At 71.6% G+C, this 17,658-nt stretch carries 16 protein-coding genes; 5 read left to right on the plus strand and 11 right to left on the minus strand.

Annotated features, from left to right (window positions below; genetic code table 11):
- Together F8A92_RS16190 and hemE are read right to left on the minus strand one after the other, a co-directional pair.
- Nucleotides 1–815, minus strand: an 815-nt coding sequence (locus F8A92_RS16190; protein ID WP_153506213.1) for an FAD-dependent oxidoreductase, incomplete at its 3' end; no start/stop codon positions are given.
- A 5-nt stretch (nucleotides 816–820) separates the two neighbouring features.
- Complete coding sequence (hemE, locus tag F8A92_RS16195) at nucleotides 821–1,867, minus strand: uroporphyrinogen decarboxylase (RefSeq protein ID WP_153506214.1); 1,047 nt, start codon at nucleotides 1,865–1,867, stop codon at nucleotides 821–823.
- 111 nt (nucleotides 1,868–1,978) lie between these two features.
- Between hemE and F8A92_RS16200 the strand changes: the two genes are divergently transcribed.
- From F8A92_RS16200 to F8A92_RS16210, 3 genes are all read left to right on the plus strand, one after another.
- Entirely contained in the window at nucleotides 1,979–2,572 is a 594-nt protein-coding gene (locus F8A92_RS16200; RefSeq protein WP_228389507.1) for a DUF3000 domain-containing protein, read from the plus strand.
- Nucleotides 2,569–3,849 (plus strand): HRDC domain-containing protein, encoded by a 1,281-nt coding sequence (locus tag F8A92_RS16205; protein WP_194291546.1) that lies wholly within the window; start codon nucleotides 2,569–2,571, stop codon nucleotides 3,847–3,849. The genes F8A92_RS16200 and F8A92_RS16205 overlap by 4 nt, the downstream gene beginning before the upstream one ends.
- Before the next feature lie 93 nt (nucleotides 3,850–3,942).
- Complete coding sequence (locus tag F8A92_RS16210; protein WP_153506216.1) at nucleotides 3,943–4,773, plus strand: hypothetical protein; 831 nt, start codon at nucleotides 3,943–3,945, stop codon at nucleotides 4,771–4,773.
- A 32-nt stretch (nucleotides 4,774–4,805) separates the two neighbouring features.
- On the opposite strand, the gene F8A92_RS16215 is transcribed toward F8A92_RS16210, so the two are convergent.
- The 8 genes from F8A92_RS16215 to F8A92_RS16250 form a co-directional block, all read right to left on the minus strand.
- Nucleotides 4,806–5,465, minus strand: a complete 660-nt coding sequence (locus F8A92_RS16215; RefSeq protein ID WP_228389508.1) for a response regulator transcription factor — start codon at nucleotides 5,463–5,465, stop codon at nucleotides 4,806–4,808.
- Between the two features lie 56 nt (nucleotides 5,466–5,521).
- Complete coding sequence (locus tag F8A92_RS16220; protein WP_153506217.1) at nucleotides 5,522–6,904, minus strand: sensor histidine kinase; 1,383 nt, start codon at nucleotides 6,902–6,904, stop codon at nucleotides 5,522–5,524.
- Between the two features lie 116 nt (nucleotides 6,905–7,020).
- Entirely contained in the window at nucleotides 7,021–8,538 is a 1,518-nt protein-coding gene (locus F8A92_RS16225; RefSeq protein WP_228389509.1) for an exopolysaccharide biosynthesis polyprenyl glycosylphosphotransferase, read from the minus strand.
- Between the two features lie 164 nt (nucleotides 8,539–8,702).
- Entirely contained in the window at nucleotides 8,703–9,923 is a 1,221-nt protein-coding gene (locus F8A92_RS16230) for a sensor histidine kinase (protein ID WP_153506219.1), read from the minus strand.
- A gap of 6 nt (nucleotides 9,924–9,929) precedes the next feature.
- Nucleotides 9,930–10,595, minus strand: coding sequence for a response regulator transcription factor (locus tag F8A92_RS16235; protein ID WP_153506220.1), 666 nt, complete (start codon nucleotides 10,593–10,595; stop codon nucleotides 9,930–9,932).
- 1 nt (nucleotide 10,596) lies between these two features.
- Nucleotides 10,597–12,519, minus strand: a complete 1,923-nt coding sequence (gene dxs / locus F8A92_RS16240; RefSeq protein WP_153506221.1) for a 1-deoxy-D-xylulose-5-phosphate synthase — start codon at nucleotides 12,517–12,519, stop codon at nucleotides 10,597–10,599.
- A 48-nt stretch (nucleotides 12,520–12,567) separates the two neighbouring features.
- Nucleotides 12,568–13,797 carry a class I SAM-dependent RNA methyltransferase gene (locus tag F8A92_RS16245; protein ID WP_153506222.1) on the minus strand — a complete coding sequence of 410 codons (1,230 nt, stop codon included), beginning with the start codon at nucleotides 13,795–13,797 and terminating at the stop codon, nucleotides 12,568–12,570.
- The gene (locus F8A92_RS16250) at nucleotides 13,790–15,814 is read right to left on the minus strand and encodes an APC family permease (protein WP_228389510.1); all 2,025 of its coding nucleotides are present in this window, start codon (nucleotides 15,812–15,814) and stop codon (nucleotides 13,790–13,792) included. The genes F8A92_RS16245 and F8A92_RS16250 overlap by 8 nt, the downstream gene beginning before the upstream one ends.
- Before the next feature lie 112 nt (nucleotides 15,815–15,926).
- Between F8A92_RS16250 and F8A92_RS16255 the strand changes: the two genes are divergently transcribed.
- Together F8A92_RS16255 and F8A92_RS16260 are read left to right on the plus strand one after the other, a co-directional pair.
- Nucleotides 15,927–16,592: a potassium channel family protein gene (locus F8A92_RS16255; protein WP_153506224.1), complete on the plus strand. Its 666-nt coding sequence runs from the start codon at nucleotides 15,927–15,929 to the stop codon at nucleotides 16,590–16,592.
- Nucleotides 16,592–17,260: a potassium channel family protein gene (locus F8A92_RS16260; RefSeq protein ID WP_153506225.1), complete on the plus strand. Its 669-nt coding sequence runs from the start codon at nucleotides 16,592–16,594 to the stop codon at nucleotides 17,258–17,260. Before F8A92_RS16255 ends, F8A92_RS16260 begins: the two co-directional genes overlap by 1 nt.
- On the opposite strand, the gene F8A92_RS16265 is transcribed toward F8A92_RS16260, so the two are convergent.
- Nucleotides 17,257–17,658 (minus strand): HNH endonuclease (locus tag F8A92_RS16265; protein WP_194291548.1); only part of this gene is annotated, 402 nt, incomplete at its 5' end. The two genes, F8A92_RS16260 and F8A92_RS16265, sit on opposite strands and share 4 nt — an antisense overlap.

Below are 17,658 nucleotides of genomic sequence, written 5' to 3' on the forward strand. Positions count from 1 at the left end.
GGCGCGGCGCCGACCTCGACGACGAGCCCGTCACCGGCGCGCTCGATCGAGCGCGCCGGGCACCCGAGGGTCACCGACAGCCCGGCCGCCGTGACGATCTCCTGCGGAATCGTGCCGATGCCGCCGGCCAGGGTGGCGAACACCGGCGCGTCGGAGCGTGGCTGCGCCGCGCGGGCGGCGCGGGCCGCGGACAGCACGTCGGTGCCTCCGTCGAGGGCGGCGCGCAGGGCCGGGATGGTCGCCGCCAGGGACAGCGACTCGGCGCGCCCGGCGTACACCCCGGCGAGCAGCGGCTCGACCAGCCGGTCGACGACCTCGTGACCCAGCTGGCCGCCGATCGCGTCGGCGACCGACACGTCACCGCGCAGCGGGGTACGCGCGGGACGGCGCAGCCGGGCGAGGCCCTCGTCGCTGAGCAGACCGGTGCGCGCCACCGCCTCGATGTCGGTCGGCACCCCCATGAGCGTGTCCTGCGGGACCGGCACCTGTCGGCCGCCGCTGGTGATCCGCGCGTCGGACACGCCGGGATACCGCAGCCGGTCGGAAAGGCCGAGCTCGTCGATGAGGGCGAGGCCCTCCGGGCGCCGGGCGATGACGGCCTCGGCGCCGACGTCGATGGTGGTGCCCGCGAGCTCGCCGGTGCGCAGCTTCCCGCCCACCTGCGGCGCGACGTCGACGACCTCAACATGCAGCCCCGGCCGCGCGGCCCGCAGCCGCATCGCCGTGACGAGCCCGGCGATGCCGGCCCCGATCACCAGAACGTCGCAGTCGGACGGCGGCGTCGGAACGGTGCGCGCAGCCTGGTACGTCGTCACAGGCCTCAGCCCTCCGACACCCGATGCACGAGGTCGACCACGCGGGTCAGCACGTCGGGGTCGGTGCTCGGCAGGACGCCGTGCCCGAGGTTGAAGATGTGGCCCGGAGCAGCCTGTCCCTCGGCCAGGATCCGGCGCACCTCCCGCTCGATCACCGGCCAGTCGGCGAACAGGACGGCCGGGTCCAGGTTGCCCTGCACGGCGTACGACGGGCCCAGCTCGCGGGTCGCCTGGTCGAGCGGGGTGCGCCAGTCGACGCCGACGACGTCCGCGCCGGCCGCGCCCATCGACGGCAGCAGCAGGCTGGTGCCGACACCGAAGTGGATCTTCGGGACGGCGTCCCCGATCGCCTCGAAGATGCGCGTCGAGTGCGGCAGCACCGACGTCTCGTAGGTGGCCTTCGACAGCGCGCCGGCCCACGAGTCGAACAGCTGCACGGCACTGGCGCCGGCGTCGATCTGGACCTGCAGGAACGTCGTGGAGATCTCGGCCAGCCGTCCGAGCAGCGCGTCCCATACGTCCGGCTGCGAGAGCATGAAGGCCTTCGTCAGCTCGTGGTTGCGCGAGGGGCCGCCCTCGATGAGGTACGACGCGAGGGTGAACGGCGCGCCGGCGAACCCGATGAGCGGCGTCTCGCCGAGCTCCGCGGTGATGATCGCGACCGCCTCGTCGATGAAGCCGACGGCGTCGCGGGTCATCTCGGGGATGCGCTCGACGTCCGCGAGCGTGCGCACCGGCTCGGCGACCACGGGGCCGATGCCCGGCTTGATGTCCAGGTCCACGCCGATCGCCTTCAGCGGCAGCACGATGTCCGAGAACAGGATCGCGGCGTCGACGCCGTGCCGGCGCACCGGCTGCAGGGTGATCTCGGCGACCAGGTCCGGGCGCATGCACGAGTCGAGCATGGCGATGCCCTCGCGCAGCTTGCGATACTCGGGCAGCGAGCGACCCGCCTGGCGCATGAACCACACGGGAGTTCGGGAAGGACGGCCGCCCTGGGCCGCGACGACGAGGGGGCTGGCCGCGGTGCGCGCCTGGATCTTTTCTGTCATAGCGCATCCATCGTCCCACGAGGCGTTCGGCTGCCGGTGGCGGCACGGTGCACGCCACGAGCATCGGCGCGGCTCACAGAATTCCGGCTCCCCGCCGCCTAGCCTGATGGGGTGAGCAGCCCACAGATGTCGTCCGACGGCGGCGTGCCCGAGGAGTTCCGGACGGCCGTCGCCAGCCTGAACTCGGCCATCATCCGCCCCGAGGTGACCCTCGAGCCCATCCGCGCGCCCCAGCGGCTCGCGCCCTACTCCTACGCGCTCGGCGCGGAGGTGTTCGTCGACCCGGACGCCGAGGCGCCCGAGGCCACCGGCCGGCTCGTCCTGCTGCACGATCCGGAGGGCCACGAGGCCTGGGACGGCAGCCTGCGGCTGGTGTCGTACCTCTCGGCCAGCATCGAGCCGGAGATGGCCACCGACCCGGCGCTGTCCGACGCGTCGTGGACGTGGCTGACCGACGCTCTCGAGCAGGCCGGTGCGGAGTACACCGCGCTCGGCGGCACGGTCACCAAGACGGCCTCCCAGCGATACGGCGACCTCTCCGGGCCGGAGGCCACGAACGACCTCGAGATGCGCGCCTCCTGGACGGCGCGCACGGCCGATCTGAGCGGTCACCTGAGTGCGTGGGTCGACCTCCTGGCGTCGGCGGCCGGTGCCCCGCCGCCGGGCGTCAGCCTCATCGCCCGCCGCGATCAGCCGACGGCGTGACCTCGCCGCCGGACGGCGCGGCGGACGACGACGCACCCGACCCGACCGGGGAGGTCCCCGAGCCCACGCCGTTGCTCACTCCGCGTGGTGGCGTACCGCGGGTGGTGACGTCGGCGGACGACGTGCCGGCGCTGGCCGAGCGGTTCGCCGCCGGGCACGGCCCGGTCGCGATCGACGCCGAGCGGGCCTCGGGCTTCCGCTACAGCGCACGTGCGCAGCTGGTCCAGATCCATCGGCGCGGGGCCGGCATCGCGCTGATCGACCCCATCGCGACCGGTGACCTCTCCGCGCTCGGTCGCGCCCTCGACGGCGTGGAGTGGGTGCTGCACGCCGCGATCGCCGACCTCGCCTGCCTCGCAGAGATCGGTCTGCGCCCGGACCGGTTGTTCGATACCGAGCTCGGCGGCCGGCTGGCCGGGTTCGAGCGGGTGTCCCTGGGCACGATGACGGAGAACCTGCTCGGATACCGGCTGGCGAAGGGCCACTCGGCGGCCGACTGGAGCACGCGACCGCTGCCCGAGGACTTCCTGGTCTACGCGGCGCTCGACGTCGACATCCTGCTGGACCTGCGCGACGAGGTGGAGGCGGTGCTGCGCGAGCAGGGCAAGCTCGGCTGGGCCCACGAGGAGTTCGAGGCGGTGCGCACCGCTCCCCCCGCGCCGCCGCGGCTCGACCCGTGGCGGCGCACCACCGGCCTGCAGCAGGTAAAGACCCGGCGCGGCATGGCCGTCGTGCAGGCGCTGTGGGAGTCCCGCGACGCGCTCGGCCGGGAGACCGACATCGCGCCCGGCCGGCTGCTGCCGGACCGCTCGATCAGCGAGGCCGGGGTCGTGCTGCCGAAGACCCTGCAGGAGATGCTGGAGATCAGCGGGTTCACCCGACGCAACGTGGTCAAGCACCGGCGGCGTTGGTTCGCGGCCATCGAGAGCGCCCTCCGGCTGCCGGAGCGGCGGCTGCCGCGCAAGAACGCCCCGCTCGACCCCAACGCCGGCCCGTCCCGCTGGATGGGCAAGGACAACGACGTCGCGGATCGCTACGCGCTGGCCCGCGAGGTCGTGCTCGAGGCCTCCGAGCGGCTGCAGATCCCCCCGGAGAACCTGGTGCCGCCCAACGCGGTGCGCTCCCTGGCGTGGACACCGCCGCCGGTCGCCGACGAGCGGGCCGTCGCTGCCCAGCTCCGCGAGTTCGGGGCACGGGACTGGCAGGTGGAGCAGCTGGCTCGGCCCCTCGCACGCGCGCTGGCCGCGTTCGTGCCGCGTAACGCCTCCGCCTCCTAGGCGTACGGCGGCCGTGAGAGATCCTGGCCGGACAGGCACGATCCGAAGGTTGTCAGCCGCGGTCGATACGATGACCTCGTGGAGGCGGGGGCCATGCAGACACGTGATGAGCAGATACCACGCGACGAGACGCCGTTGCATTGGCTGGAGCCGTACGACGGCGACGGCGTGACCAAGATCAGGGCGGCGCTCGAGGCTGCGGTGGCCGACCCGAGGCAGGCCGCCGTGGTCGCCAACGCGACGTCGGCGGTGCCGGTCCTGCGGATGATCAAGGGGCACCAGCGGATGCGGGCCGTCGCGGTGAGCCAGGGCCGGCGCTTCCTCGACGACGCCGTCGTGCACGCGGCCCGGAGCGTGTGGAAGAGCGCGCCGTTCTGGTCCGCCGCGACGCTGTTCGGGCAGCACTTCATCGACGAGCACCTCGACACACTGCGCGACGAGGGGCAACGCCGGCAGCTCGCCCGCGACTGCCTCGCCCGGGGCGTCGACAGCTATCTGGGCGAGTTCGTCGCCGCACCGAACTTCCGGTCCTATCTGCTGCTCATCGGCATCGCCACCACCCGCACGGACCTGGACACCGACCGGATCCGGCGCGCGCTGGCCGCCGCCGACGACGAGCTGATCACCTTCCGCGCCGCGGCCTATCACGACGCCATCCGGCTGCTCGGCCTGCGCGCCCGGTCCGGGGCGCCGACGCCGCACGAGTTCGCGGTGATGCTCTCCGCCGCCGTACGCGGTACCGCTCAGCTGCGGCTGGTCAGCGCCGACCACGGAGTCGGACCGGTCGAGCTGCGCCAGCAGAACGGGCAGCTCGCATCGTTCATCGTGACGGCCGTCTTCGACTCCTGGTTCGACATCGACCCGGCGTACAACCCCCGCGACGCGCTGCGCGACTACCTGAGCAACCCGCGGCTGTCGCCCTGAGCCGTTCGCGCCCCTCGCGCGGCGTGGGCGGCTCAGAGGTTGTTGAGGTCGCCCGGGCCGATGCCGAGATCGCGCTCGAGATCCGCCGGCGAATGCGTCGCCAGGTAGTCCGCGAACGCCTCGTTGACGTGGTTCATGTGGTCCTGCGCGGTGCGTTCGGAGATGAACAGCCGCTGGCCGATGCTGCGGAAGGACTCGCCCCGGGCGCGGGCCGCGAGGATCTCGCGCTGCCGCGGCGTCAGTCGGCGCATCCCACCGTGGTCGCGCACCGCCTCGGCGAGCCCGGCCAGCGCCAGGGTCACGACGGTGCCGCCGCGCGCCACCTCGTCGATGGCGCGCTCCACGGCCTCGATCGGCTCGGACTTGTGCACGATGCCCCGTGCCCCGGCCGCCAGGCACCGGGCGAGGACCGCGAGGCGACGCTCGTTCGTGTAGATCAGCACGCGGTAGCCGGCCCGCGACACGCGGTTGACCCCCATCGCGCCGTGGATCAACGGCTCGCCGGTGCCGCGCAGGTTCAGGTCGAGCAGCACGACGTCCGCCGCGGGCCGGGCCTGCAGCAGCGCCTCCACCGACGCGAACGTGTCGACGACGTTGGCCCGCGAGAACAGCACGCGAGCTCCGTCTCGGATCAGGGTGTCGTCGTCGACGACGCACACCCGGACCGCCTCAGTGGACGCCGTCTGCATCATGGTCACAACGGTAGGGCTCGCATCCCTCGCCGGCCCATCCGTAATATCGCCTGTTCTCATGCGCTACCCACCGATCCGGCGTCCTGGCGGTACCGCCCGCCGAGCTGCGGACGGCCGCGCCCGGACGGCTGCTGACGCCCGTCACCACGCGGCTGCTGACCGTCGCGGCCGGGTGGCCGCGGTCGCTGGATCCTCGATGCAGCGCCAGAGCGGGTGAACCGCAGCTCGGACGCGCTCTGCTCCGCCACCGGCGTCGACGTGGGCAGCGCGGACACCCCGCGCAGCACGACCACGGTGCCCTCGCCGGGCGCCGAGTCGATGCGCGTCGTGATGCCGACCAGCGCGCACTGCGCCTCCACCTGGTCTGTCAGCCCGAATCCCTTCGGAGTGGTGTCCGGGTCGAACCCCACCCCGTCGTCGCGCACGGAGACCTCCCACCGACCCCGGTCCGCCGAGGCGTGGACGGTGACCAGCGACGCGTGCGCGTGCGTCCGCACGTTGTCGAGGATCGTGCGCAGCGCCGACCAGATTGTCCCTGCGCTCTCGCTAGTCAGCTGCACGTTCTTGGCCATGAGAGTGTTCTGCTCGATCGGCAGGTCGTTGAACTCCCTGGCCACGCCGCTGAGCACCTCGGGCAGCGACTTCGCCGGCTTGGCGTGCGAGGTGGCATCGTACAACGCGTCGCGCATCTCCCGGCTCATGCTGCGGGCCCGCTCCCGCAGGATGTCGATCAGCGCCGGATCGGTGGTGTTGGCGAGCATCGCGAGAAGGCCAGAGGTGTCGTGCAGCAGGACCCGCTGCGCGGCCCGCTCGTTCGCGACCGCTGCCGCAGCGATCAGCACGGCGTTCTCGTCGCGCGACCGATCCAGGTCACGGGTCAGGGAGAGCGCATGGTTGATCACCATTGGTATCACCATGAACAGCAGTACGCCGCTCAGGAATCCCACGACTATCGTCCGCGGGTCGGTCCAGGCCCGGTCATGGAATCGACCGAGCGAGTATAGGACGGCCAGCGGCACCAGCAGCACCCCGAGGAGCAGCTGCTTGATAGGCCGGACCGCCAGCAGCGCCGCCGACGACACCAGCAGGATCAGATACCACGGCAGCCGTGAGTCGGTCAGATGCAGCCAGAGCGCGCTCGATGCGACGACGAGCGCGAGCACGTAGTCCAGGACCACGAGCTGCCATGGCGGTTGCGACCGTCGTGCGTACAGCAGCCACAGGATGGCGGCCGTCTCGATGCAGATCGCCGCGACCAAGATAAGGGCCGGCAGCTCCCCGCGGGCCGTGATGAGCGCCTCGAAGACGGCGAGCGCGACGGCGACCAGCCGAAACGTGCACCACGTCCAGACCAGGACGCCTATGCGTCCCGCCTCCGGCTCAGTAGTACCCGATGTGCGTAGTCGATTTTCGACGCGCGAAAACAATGGCTTGCTCACAGCTGGTCCCCCGACCCCTGATACAGCGCACACGCGAACGTGTGAATCCCCTGGGCCAAAACTAGGCGGCTATCAGCGTCAGGTCAAGCAACCGAATCAAAACAAATCGGCGCGTCTCAGTAGGCGCCCCGGCCGGCGAGCACCGCCCCGGGCGTCTTCGCCAGGATCGCCAGGTCCAGCGCGAGCGTGCGACCGTCGACATATGTCTGATCCAGCTCGACCGAACGCTTCCAGTCCAGGTCGCTGCGCCCGCTGACCTGCCACAATCCCGTCAGGCCGGGACGGGCGTGCAGGCGCCGCCGCTCGTACCCGTCGTACCGGCACACCTCCCGGTCCAGAGCCGGGCGCGGCCCGACGAGCAGCATGTGGCCGAGCACAACGTTGATCAGCTGGGGCAGCTCGTCGAGGGAGGTGCGCCGCAGGATGCGTCCGACGCGGGTGATCCGCGGGTCGGCCTTCGACTTGAACATCGGTCCCCGATCGGGTGCCCCGTCGTCCTGGGCGACCAGGTGCACGATCGAGTCGGCGTTCGGCAGCATCGTCCGGAACTTGATCATCGGGAAGCTCCGGCCGGCGAGCCCGACGCGGCGCTGCACGAAGAAGACCGGCCCCCGCGACTCGGACTTGATGGCCACTGCGACGACCGCCATGAGCGGCGCGATCACCACGAGCCCGACCGTCGCGATCGACCACTGGAGGGCCGCGGACAGGACGGTGCCGAGGGTCCGAGCAGGACGTGGTCGAGCGGCTACCGTGACCAGCCCGCCCATCCAGCGCAGCGCGACCCGGTTGGCGCGCAACGAGTTCAGGCCGGTGTCGATCAGGACCTGCGCGCCGGTGCTCTCCAGGGCCCAGACCAGATGTATTACTGGGATCCCGAGCTCCGCGGGGTCGGTCGTGAGCACCACGACATCGGCGTCCACCGCGGACGCGGTGGCGAGCACGCGGGCCTCGTGCGCCTGCACGTCGGCCGCGCTCACCCTCTCGGGCAGCTCGACCGTGCCGACCACGTCGACGTCCCGGCGACCCACGTCGAGCCGCTCCGCGGCGCGTGCGATCGATCGCGCGGTGCCGATGAGCACGGCGCGTTCCCGGCCCCCGGGGCGACCGGCCAGCGCGTGCTGCAGGCCGGCGCCCGCGGCGCCTCCCACCACGGCGCTGAGCGCCGCGAGGGTCACCCCGAACCATCCGGTGGGCACCCACGCGCCGACCAGCCCCGCGACGGCGATGGCGAGGAACAGCGCCCCCGAGACGCGCGCCCGCACCTTCCACTGGGCGCCCCAGCCGTGGCTTCCCCCGGGCCGGAACACTCCGCAGCAGGCGGACGCGATCAGCCACGCGGCGCCGAAGCAGAGCGGCCCCCAGGCGATGAGCGCCGCCGGCGCGCCCGCGCCGTGCGCGGTGTCCCGGAACAGCGCAGTCACCAGGAACGCCAGCGATGCCTGGATGACCAGGTCGAACAACGGAACGGCGGCGCGGACGACGCGGTCGTCCCTCGCCGGCGCTACCACGTGCACCCCGCGCGGCTGCGTGACGCCGTCGACCACGAACGAAAGCGCGGACCCCCGCCGGTCGCCCCTCAGCACTCGCAGCCGCCGCCTGCTGCGCCGACCGCCCCCCGAAACGATCGTCACGCCGCGCCTCCCCAACCCCGTTGCCCGGTCCCCTCCGGGCTCAAGAGCAGTTCAGTCGGGGGTGCGCGAAGAGGGCACCGTAGAAACGCGGGACCACGGCGGATCCCCGCACAAGTACGGGTAGGTGAGAGGCCAGAAACCAGTAGTAATACGGATCCAGCGAGCTAGCGGTCGCGGAGGATGCGGAACTGGCCGGTCCAGCCGGCTCTGACCGGCGGCTCGTCCGTGACCGGCAGAGTGCTCGGCAGCGAGACCCGGACCTCCAGCCCGCCGCCGGCGCGAGCGGTCAGTCGCACCCAGCCGTGGTGGGCGAGGACGATGGCCCGGACGATCGACAGGCCGAGCCCGGTGCCCTTGCCCCGGGTACGGTCGCTCGCCCGCTTGAACGGCGTGAACAGCTCGTCGACCGTCCCCTGGTCGAGCTGGTCACCGGTGTTGCTGACCTCGAGCTCGCACGACTCCGCCGACCGCGCGGTGCGGATCCAGATCTCCCCGCCGGGGACGTTGTGGCGCACGGCGTTCGTGACGAGGTTGGCGACGAGCTGCTCGAGCAGGTGGATGTCTCCCACCACCGGTGCCCGCATCGCGTCCTGATGGATGTGCAGGCCGAGCTCGCGAGCCTCCTCGCGCACCGCCATGAGCGCGAGCGGGACGGCGTCCGCCAGGTCGAAGCTGTCGATCTGCGAGAGACCGTTCTCGACCTGCGCGTCGATCTTCGCCAGGTCCAGCAGCGACTCCACGAGGGCGCCGGCGCGGTACGTCGCGTCGAGCACGACGGTGCCCATGTCCCGCATCTCCTGCACCGTCGCGTCCGGGTCCGCGAGCGTCACGTCGACCTCCGTGCGGATCACTGCGAGCGGCGTCCGCAGCTCGTGGCTGGCGTTCGAGACGAACCGCCGCTGCGCGACGAACGAGCGGTCGAGCCGGTCGAGCATCGCGTCGAAGGTGTCGGCCAGGTCGCGCAGCTCGTCGTGCGCGCCACCGAGATCGATGCGCTCGCCCATCTGTCCCTCGGAGATCCGCCGCGCGGTGGCGGTGACCTCCGCGATCGGGCCGAGCGCGCGCGCCGCGATCACGTACCCCGCGCCACCACCGAGCAGGCCGGCGAACATCGCGATGAGCAGCCCGCGCGCCAGCAGCGTGTCGTTCGCGCTGCGCCGGATCGCGTCGACGATCACCCATCCCTCGAGCTGGGTCGGCTGCTGGCCCGGCAGCGTCACCTCGACGAGGCTGCCGTCCTGGAAGCTGAGCGCGTTCTGGATGGAGTTGTCCACGACGATCAGCGAGATGAGCAGGCCGATCACCGACACCGCCGCCGACAAAAAGGCGCAGGCCAGCGCCAGCCGCATACGCAGGCCGAGGCGGACCCCTCTGGGCCAGGCCACCGCGACCTAGCTGTCGGACTTGACGCGGTACCCCGAGCCGACGACCGTCTCGATCAACGGCGGGTCACCGAGCTTGCGGCGCAGCGTCATCATGGTGACGCGGACGGTCGTGGTGAACGGGTCGGCGTTCTCGTCCCACACGCGATCGAGCAGCCCCTCGCTCGAGACGACGGCCCCGTCGGCCTGCAGCAGCACCTCGAGGACGCCGAACTCCTTGCGGGTCAGGTCGACCTCCTTGCCGGAGCGCCGGACGACGCGGCGGGCGGAGTCCAGCTCGAGGTCGCCGGCCTTCAGCACCGGCGGAGCGGCCGGGTTGGAGCGGCGGCCGAGCGCGCGGACGCGGGCGATCAGCTCGGCGAAGGCGAACGGCTTGGCCATGTAGTCGTCGGCGCCCAGCGACAGGCCCTCGACCCGGTCGGCCACCGCACCGCTGGCGGTGAGCATGATGACGCGCGAGTTCGACTGGGCCGCCGCGAGCTCCTTCATGATGTCGTCGCCGCTCATGCCGGGCAGGTCGCGATCGAGGATGACGACGTCGTACGGGGTCACCGACGCCTTCTCGTGGCCCTCGATGCCGTCGTAGGCCACGTCGACGGCCATTCCCTCACGGCGCAGGCCGCGCGCGACCGCGTCCGCGAGCTGTCGCTCATCTTCGACTACCAGGACCCGCACGTCATTCTCCTTCTGGTGCTGCTCGGTCGAACCGGACTGGGGCGGCGTCGCGCGGCCCGTGCACCGCGCCGTACCACTGGCCGATGCTGCGCGCGATCGCCTCTGCATCCAGACCGTACTCGCTGAGCACCTCCGCACGGGACCCGTGCTCAGGGAACACACAAGGCAGCCCCAGCTCTCGGGTCGGGACGTCGACCTCCCGGTCGCGCATCGCCTGGGCGATCGCGCTGCCGATCCCGCCTCGACGCAGGCCGTCCTCGAGGGTCACGACGAGCCGGTGCCGGGCGAGCTCCGCGACGAGCTCCCCGGCCACCGGGATCACCCAGCGCGGGTCGATCACGGTGACGCCGATGCCCTGCCGGGCGAGCGTCTGCGCGGCCGCGATGGCCTCATGGGCCAGGCCGCCGACGGCGACCAGCGCCACGTCGGGACGGGCTCCGCGGGCCAGCACGTCGAGCTGCGCCGTCGACTGCAGCGCGTCGAGGTCGTCCGGCAGCGCGCCCTTGCTCCACCGCAGGATGGTCGGTCCGTCGTCGACCTGAACGGCCTCCGCGAGCAGCGCCCGCAGCCGTGCCCCGTCGCGCGGTGCGGCGATCCGCACGCCGGGGACGTTGCTCACCAGGGCGAGGTCCCACACGCCGTTGTGGCTCGGCCCGTCGTTGCCGGTCACCCCGGCGCGGTCGAGGCAGATGGTGACCGGCTGGCGGTGCAGCGCGACGTCCATGACCAGCTGGTCGAAGGCGCGGTTGAGGAAGGTGGAGTACAGCGCGACCACCGGGTGCATGCCGCCCATCGCCAGGCCGGTGGCCGAGGCCAGCGCGTGCTGCTCGGCGATGCCCACGTCGAAGACGCGCTCGGGAAAGCGCTCGGCGAACCGGGTCAGCCCTGTGGGGTGCAGCATCGCGGCGGTGATCGCGACGACGTCGCTGCGCTGCTCCCCGATCCGCACGAGCTCGTCGCCGAAGACGTCGGTCCAGGTGGCGCGGGCCGCGGCGAGCGACTTGCCGGTCTTGAGATCGAAGGCGCCCGGTCCGTGCAGGCGGTCCTCGTCGTCGTTCTCCGCCGGCTCGTAGCCGGCGCCCTTGCGGGTCACGCAGTGCACGATGACGGGCCCGCCGTAGTTGCGGGCCAGCCGCAGCGCACGCTCGACGGCCGGCTCGTCGTGCCCGTCGACCGGTCCGACGTACTTGATCTCGAGGTCGGAGAACATGCCTTGCGGGGCCACCATGTCCTTGATGCCGACCTTCACGCCGTGCAGCGCGTCGTACACCACGGGACCGACGACCGGGGCCGAGCTGATGGCGTTCTTCATGCGCCCGAGGGTGCGCTCGTAGTTCGGCTTCAGACGCAGCGCCGCGAGGCGGCTGGCGAGCCCGCCGATGGTCGGCGAGTAGGACCAGCCGTTGTCGTTCACGACGATCACCACGGGACGGTCGCCGGCGGTGATGTTGTTGAGCGCCTCCCACGCCATGCCGCCGGTCAGCGCTCCGTCGCCGATCACCCCGACGACCGGCCGGCGGTCACCGGCGAGGTCGAAGGCCTTCGACAGCCCGTCGACGTAGGCGAGGGACGCGGACGCGTGCGAGCTCTCGGACCAGTCGTGCGCCGACTCGCGCCGGCTCGGATAGCCGCTGAGGCCACCACGCTGCTTGAGCGCGTCGAAGCCGGGCTGGCGACCGGTGATCATCTTGTGCACGTAGGACTGGTGCCCGGTGTCCCAGACAATGGGCTCGCGCGGCGAGTCGAAGACCCGGTGCAGCGCGATCGTCAGCTCGACCACGCCCAGGTTGGGGCCGAGATGGCCACCGAACTTCGACACCTTGTGCACGAGGAACTCGCGCATCTCGTCCGCGAGCTCGGTCAGCCGCTCCGCGGGAATCGCGCGCAGGTCCGACGGCGAGCCGATCGACTGCAGCAGGCTCACAGGTGGACCAGTCCTTTCACCTCGGCGGATAACGGTCGACAGCCCAGTCTAGGCGAGAGGGCCACCGGCCGGGGGCGGCGCACCGCCCGGCTCGGGCACCAGCAGCGCCACGCACTCGACGTGCTGGGTCATCGGGAACAGGTCGAAGGCGCGCAGCCGCTCCAGGCGCCAGCCGCACCCGGCGAAGGCGGCGACGTCGCGGGCGAGCGCGGCCGGGTCGCAGGCGACGTACACCACGGCCCGGGCGTCCAGGCGGCAGATCGCCTCCACCAGCGGACGCTTCGCGCCGGCCCGCGGCGGGTCCAGGACGACGACGTCCACCGGGTGGGTGAACCCGTCGACGGTGCGGGCGTCGATCGACCCGCGGACGATCTCGCACTGCCGCAGGTCCGACACGTTGCGCCGGCCGTCGCGCACGGCGCTCGCCGTGCCCTCGACCCCGATGACCCGCCCGGTCGGGCCGGTGCGCTCGGCGAGCGCGGCGGTGAACAGCCCGGCTCCGCAATAGAGATCGACGATGCTCTCCCCCGCCTGCACGTCGGCGAGCTCCAGGACCGCCTCGAGCAGGACGTCGGCGGCGTGCACGTGCACCTGCCAGAAGCCGCCGGTCCGCACCTCGTAGCGCCGGCCGCCGGTGTCGTGGCGGACCGGTCCGCCGGCCAGCGCCCGGCGACGCCGGCGCGCGTCGACCGCGGACACGGCGATCGCGCCGTCGTCAGCGGCCTCCACCTCGATCGTCACGGCGCCCGGGACGGCGCGCTCGCGGGCGACCGGCGCGTCGACCTCCGGTACGGCGATCGGGCAGCTGTCGATCTCGATCACGTCGTGGCTGCGGTGCGCGCGCAGGCCGAGCCGCTCGCCGTCGACGGCGTACTGCATGCGGGTGCGCCAGTGCAGCGGGGCGGGGGCCACCTCCTCCACGCGCACGTCCACATCGAGGCCGGCCAGCCGCTGCAGCTGCTCGGTCACGACGGCCTGCTTCAGCCGGCGCTGGGCCGCCGGATCGACATGCTGCCAGTCGCAGCCGCCGCAGCCGCCCGGGCGGGCGTACCGGCAGGGCGCAGCGACGCGGTCGGGGCTGGCGCGCAGCACCTCCACGGCATCGGCGCGGCAGAACGACCCACCGCCGTCCTCGGTGACCAGGGCCCGCACCCGCTCGCCGGGCAGGGTGTGCCGCACGAAGAGGACGCGTCCCTCGTGGCGCGCGACGCAGTGACCGCCGTGGGCCACCCGCTCGACGTCGACGACGACCTCACGCCCGGCCCAGGACTCAGCCACGCGGCGACTCGGAGAGCGGGCGTCCGGCGACGTCGACACCCTGCCGGACGCTGCCCGGGCGGGACCACTGCGGCTCGTCGGCGGTCAGGCCCTTGGCGGACTGGAGCTGCCACGGGACGCTCGTGGTCATCACGTTCGGCAGGAACAGCAGGCGGCTCTTGAGCCGGGCCGCGCTGTGGTTGTGCAGCAGCTTCTCCCACCACCGGCCCACGACGTACTCCGGCACGAACACCATGACGAGGTCCCGCGGGCTGTCGCGGCGGATCCGCTTGATGTAGTCGATGACCGGCTTGGTGATGTCGCGGTACGGCGACTCGATGATGACCAGCGGCAGCGGGATGTCGAAGCGGTCCCACTGCTCCTGCAGCTTGCGCGTCGCGCTGTCGTCGACGTTGACCGTCAGCGCGACCAGCGAATCCGGGCGCGTGGCCCGCGCGAACGCCAGCGCGCGCAGCACGGGCTTGTGCACGTTGGACACGAGCACGATGCTGTGCACCCGGCTGGGCAGCGCCTTGGTCTCCTCCGGCTTCACCCGCAGCTCCACCCGGACGTGGTCGTAGTGCCGCCGGATCAGCTTCATGATGAGGAACAGGATCCCCATCGCGATGGCGGCCAGGTACGCGCCGTGCGTGAACTTGGTGAGGATGACGATGACCAGCACGGTGCCGGTGCTCAGCAGGCCCAGCATGTTCACGATGCGGGACCGCTTCATGCGGGCCCGCTCGCCCGTGTCGCGCTCGGTCAGCAGATGCCGGTTCCAGTGCCGGATCATGCCGAACTGGCTGAGGGTGAAGGCGACGAAGACGCCGATGATGTAGAGCTGGATGAGCCGGGTGACGTCGGCGTCGAAGGCGATCACGAGCACCAGCGCGGCCCCGACGAGCACGATGATGCCGTTGCTGAAGGCCAGCCGGTCGCCGCGTGCGTAGAGCTGGCGCGGCAGGAACCGGTCCTTGGCCAGGATCGAGGCGAGGACCGGGAAGCCGTTGAAGGCGGTGTTCGCCGCGAGCACCAGGATGATCATGGTCATGAACGCGACGAAGTAGAACGGGAGGCTGCGGCCGAAGACGGCCTGCGCGACCTGCGCGACGACGGTGTCCTGACCGGTCACCCGGGTGCCGTCGGGAGCCACCAGGTAGCCCTCGTTCGGGTCGACGATGCGCACCTGGGTCTTCATCGCCAGGGCGGTGACCGTGCCGAACATCGCGATCGCGATGGCACCCATCATCGCCAGTGTGGTGGCCGCGTTCTTGCTCTTGGGCTTCTTGAACGCGGGCACGCCGTTGGCGATCGCCTCGGTGCCGGTGAGCGCCGTACAGCCGGAGGCGAAGGCGCGCAGCACGAGGAAGATCAGCAGGAACCCGCTGGGTGCGGCGCTCGCGTGGTGCACCTCGTAGTCGGCCGTCGGCGCGCGAAGGTCGTCGCCCATCAGCAGCCGGAACAGTCCCCACGCGCCCATGCCCAGGATGCCGATGACGAAGCCGTACACCGGGATGGCGAAGGCCTTGCCCGACTCGCGCACGCCGCGCAGGTTGATCAGCGCGATCAGCACGATCAGGCCGATCACGATCTCCAGCTTGAACGGACGCAGGCTGTTGAACGCGGACGTCAGCTGGTCGACTCCGGAGGAGATGGACACGGCGACGGTCAGCACGTAGTCGACGGCGAGGGCGCTGGCGACGGTCAACCCGGCGTTCTGCCCGATGTTGACGGTGGCCACCTCGTAGTCGCCGCCGCCGCTCTGGTAGGCGCGGACGTTCTGCCGGTACGAGGCCACGACCACGACCATCACGGCGACGACGCCGAGGGCGGCCCACCAGGTGAAGTGGTAGAGCGCCAGCCCGCCGACTGCCAGGACGAGCATGATCTCCTGCGTCGCGTAGCCCACGGACGACATCGCGTCGCTGGCGAAGATCGGCAGCGCGAGCTTCTTCGACAGCAGCGTCTCGCCGAGGGAGTCGCTACGAAACGGGCGCCCGAGAAGGACCCGTTTGAGCACGGAACTGGCTTGAGGCACGGAGGTCACACTACTCGCGGCGGCGGCCCGTGCGAGACGGATACGAGCGGCGTGGCTCAACGCGCTACCGTTGAGCCGGACACACATTCCCAGCAGGCGAAAGAAGGACGGCGTGCACATCGTCATCATGGGCTGCGGACGGGTGGGCACCGCCCTCGCGCGGCGCCTCGATGGGCTCGGGCACTCGGTGGCCGTGATCGATCAGAGGGCCGAGTCGTTCCGCCGCCTCGGGGCGAAGTACCGCGGCGCGCAGGTCAAGGGGAACGGCTTCGACCGGGCGACCCTGATCGATGCCGGCATCGAGAAGGCCGATGCCTTCGCTGCCGTGTCCTCCGGCGACAACTCCAACATCATCTCGGCACGCGTTGCGCGGGAGATCTTCGGCGTCCGCCACGTCGTGGCCCGCATCTACGACCCCAAGCGCGCCGAGGTCTACGAGCGCCTCGGGATCCCGACCGTCGCGACGGTCCCCTGGACGGCCGACCGGCTGTTCAGCGAGCTGATGGCTCAGTCCAGCGAGCAGGTGTGGCGCGACCCGACCGGTTCGGTGGGGCTGTCACGAATCGCGTTCGACGATGGCTGGGTCGGCCGTCGGCTGACCGAGTTCGAGGAGCAGACCAGCGTGCGCCCGGCGTTCATCACCCGCTTCGGCAAGGCCGTGATCCCCACTCACTCCACCGTCCTGCAGCACGGCGACACCCTCTTCGGGCTGATCTCCTACGCCAACCACGCGGCCGCCATGCAGGCTGCCCTGAGCGCCCCGGAGGCGAAGGAATAATGCGCGTCGCCATCGCGGGAGCCGGCGCCGTCGGCCGGTCGATCGCCCTCGAGCTGGTCGGGTACGGACACGACGTACTGCTCATCGAGAAGGACGCCGGCCGCATCGATCCCAGCTACGTCCCGGAAGCGGAGTGGGTGCACGCCGACGCGTGCGAGCTGTCGGTCCTCGAGGAGATCGAGGTGCAGCGCTGCCCAGTCGTCATCGCCGCGACCGGTGACGACAAGGTCAACCTGGTGGTGGCGCTGCTGTCCAAGACGGAGTTCGGGGTCGGACGCGTGGTCTCCCGCATCAACGACCCCCGCAACGAGTGGCTGTTCAACGAGGCGTGGGGCGTCGACGTCGCGGTGTCCACGCCTCGGGTGCTCGCCGCGCTCGTGGAGGAGGCCGTCACCGTCGGCGATCTTGTACGGCTGATGCGGTTCCGTACCGGCGAGGCGAACCTGGTCGAGATCACTCTCGGCGCCGATCATCCGCTGGTCGGCAGCTCCGTCGACGAGCTCGAGCTGCCGCGCGACACCGCACTGGTGACGATCCTGCGCGGCGAACGCGTCATCGTCCCATTGCCGGACGAGCCGCTCGAGGCCGACGACGAGCTCCTCTTCGTGGCGAACGACGACGCGGAGGACGACCTGCGAGCCGTCATGTCCCAGCGCCGGTCGGGCTAGCCGGCTCGGGGTCGAAGGTGCTCGAGTCGCTTGCGGAGGTGCTTCTCGAGGCTGGTGACCTGTCGGGGTGGGGGTTCGCTGACCGGTGGTGGCGGGGTGCTGACGTAGGCGTGGCCGGTGGGTGTGGTGGTGACGGTGACGTGCCGGCCTTCGATGATCCGGGGCTGGGTGCGCCAGCCGGGTTGTTCCTTGACCTGGTTGCACCGTTGGCACAGGCCTTGCCCGTTGGCGATGGTGGTGGGTCCACCTCGGGAGTGGGGCTGGATGTGGTCGAGGTGGCGGATGGGTGCGCCGCAGCCGCGGCAGTCCCGGTCGCGGGCGATGATGGCGCGTCGGGTGGCGCCGGTGAACCGCCGCCGGGTCGCGTCCGCGCTGGTGATCTCGCCGCTGATCGGGTC

Source organism: Cumulibacter manganitolerans, from assembly GCF_009602465.1.
GTDB classification, from domain to species: domain Bacteria; phylum Actinomycetota; class Actinomycetes; order Mycobacteriales; family Antricoccaceae; genus Cumulibacter; species Cumulibacter manganitolerans.

Excerpts from the sequence above, each read along its gene's own strand:
- F8A92_RS16260 (WP_153506225.1), top strand. The coding sequence starts at position 16,592 with ATGCGCGTCGCCATCGCGGGAGCCGGCGCCGTCGGCCGGTCGATCGCC.
- F8A92_RS16215 (WP_228389508.1), bottom strand. The coding sequence starts at position 5,465 with ATGATGCAGACGGCGTCCACTGAGGCGGTCCGGGTGTGCGTCGTCGAC.
- F8A92_RS16210 (WP_153506216.1), top strand. The coding sequence starts at position 3,943 with ATGCAGACACGTGATGAGCAGATACCACGCGACGAGACGCCGTTGCAT.
- hemE (WP_153506214.1), bottom strand. The coding sequence starts at position 1,867 with ATGACAGAAAAGATCCAGGCGCGCACCGCGGCCAGCCCCCTCGTCGTC.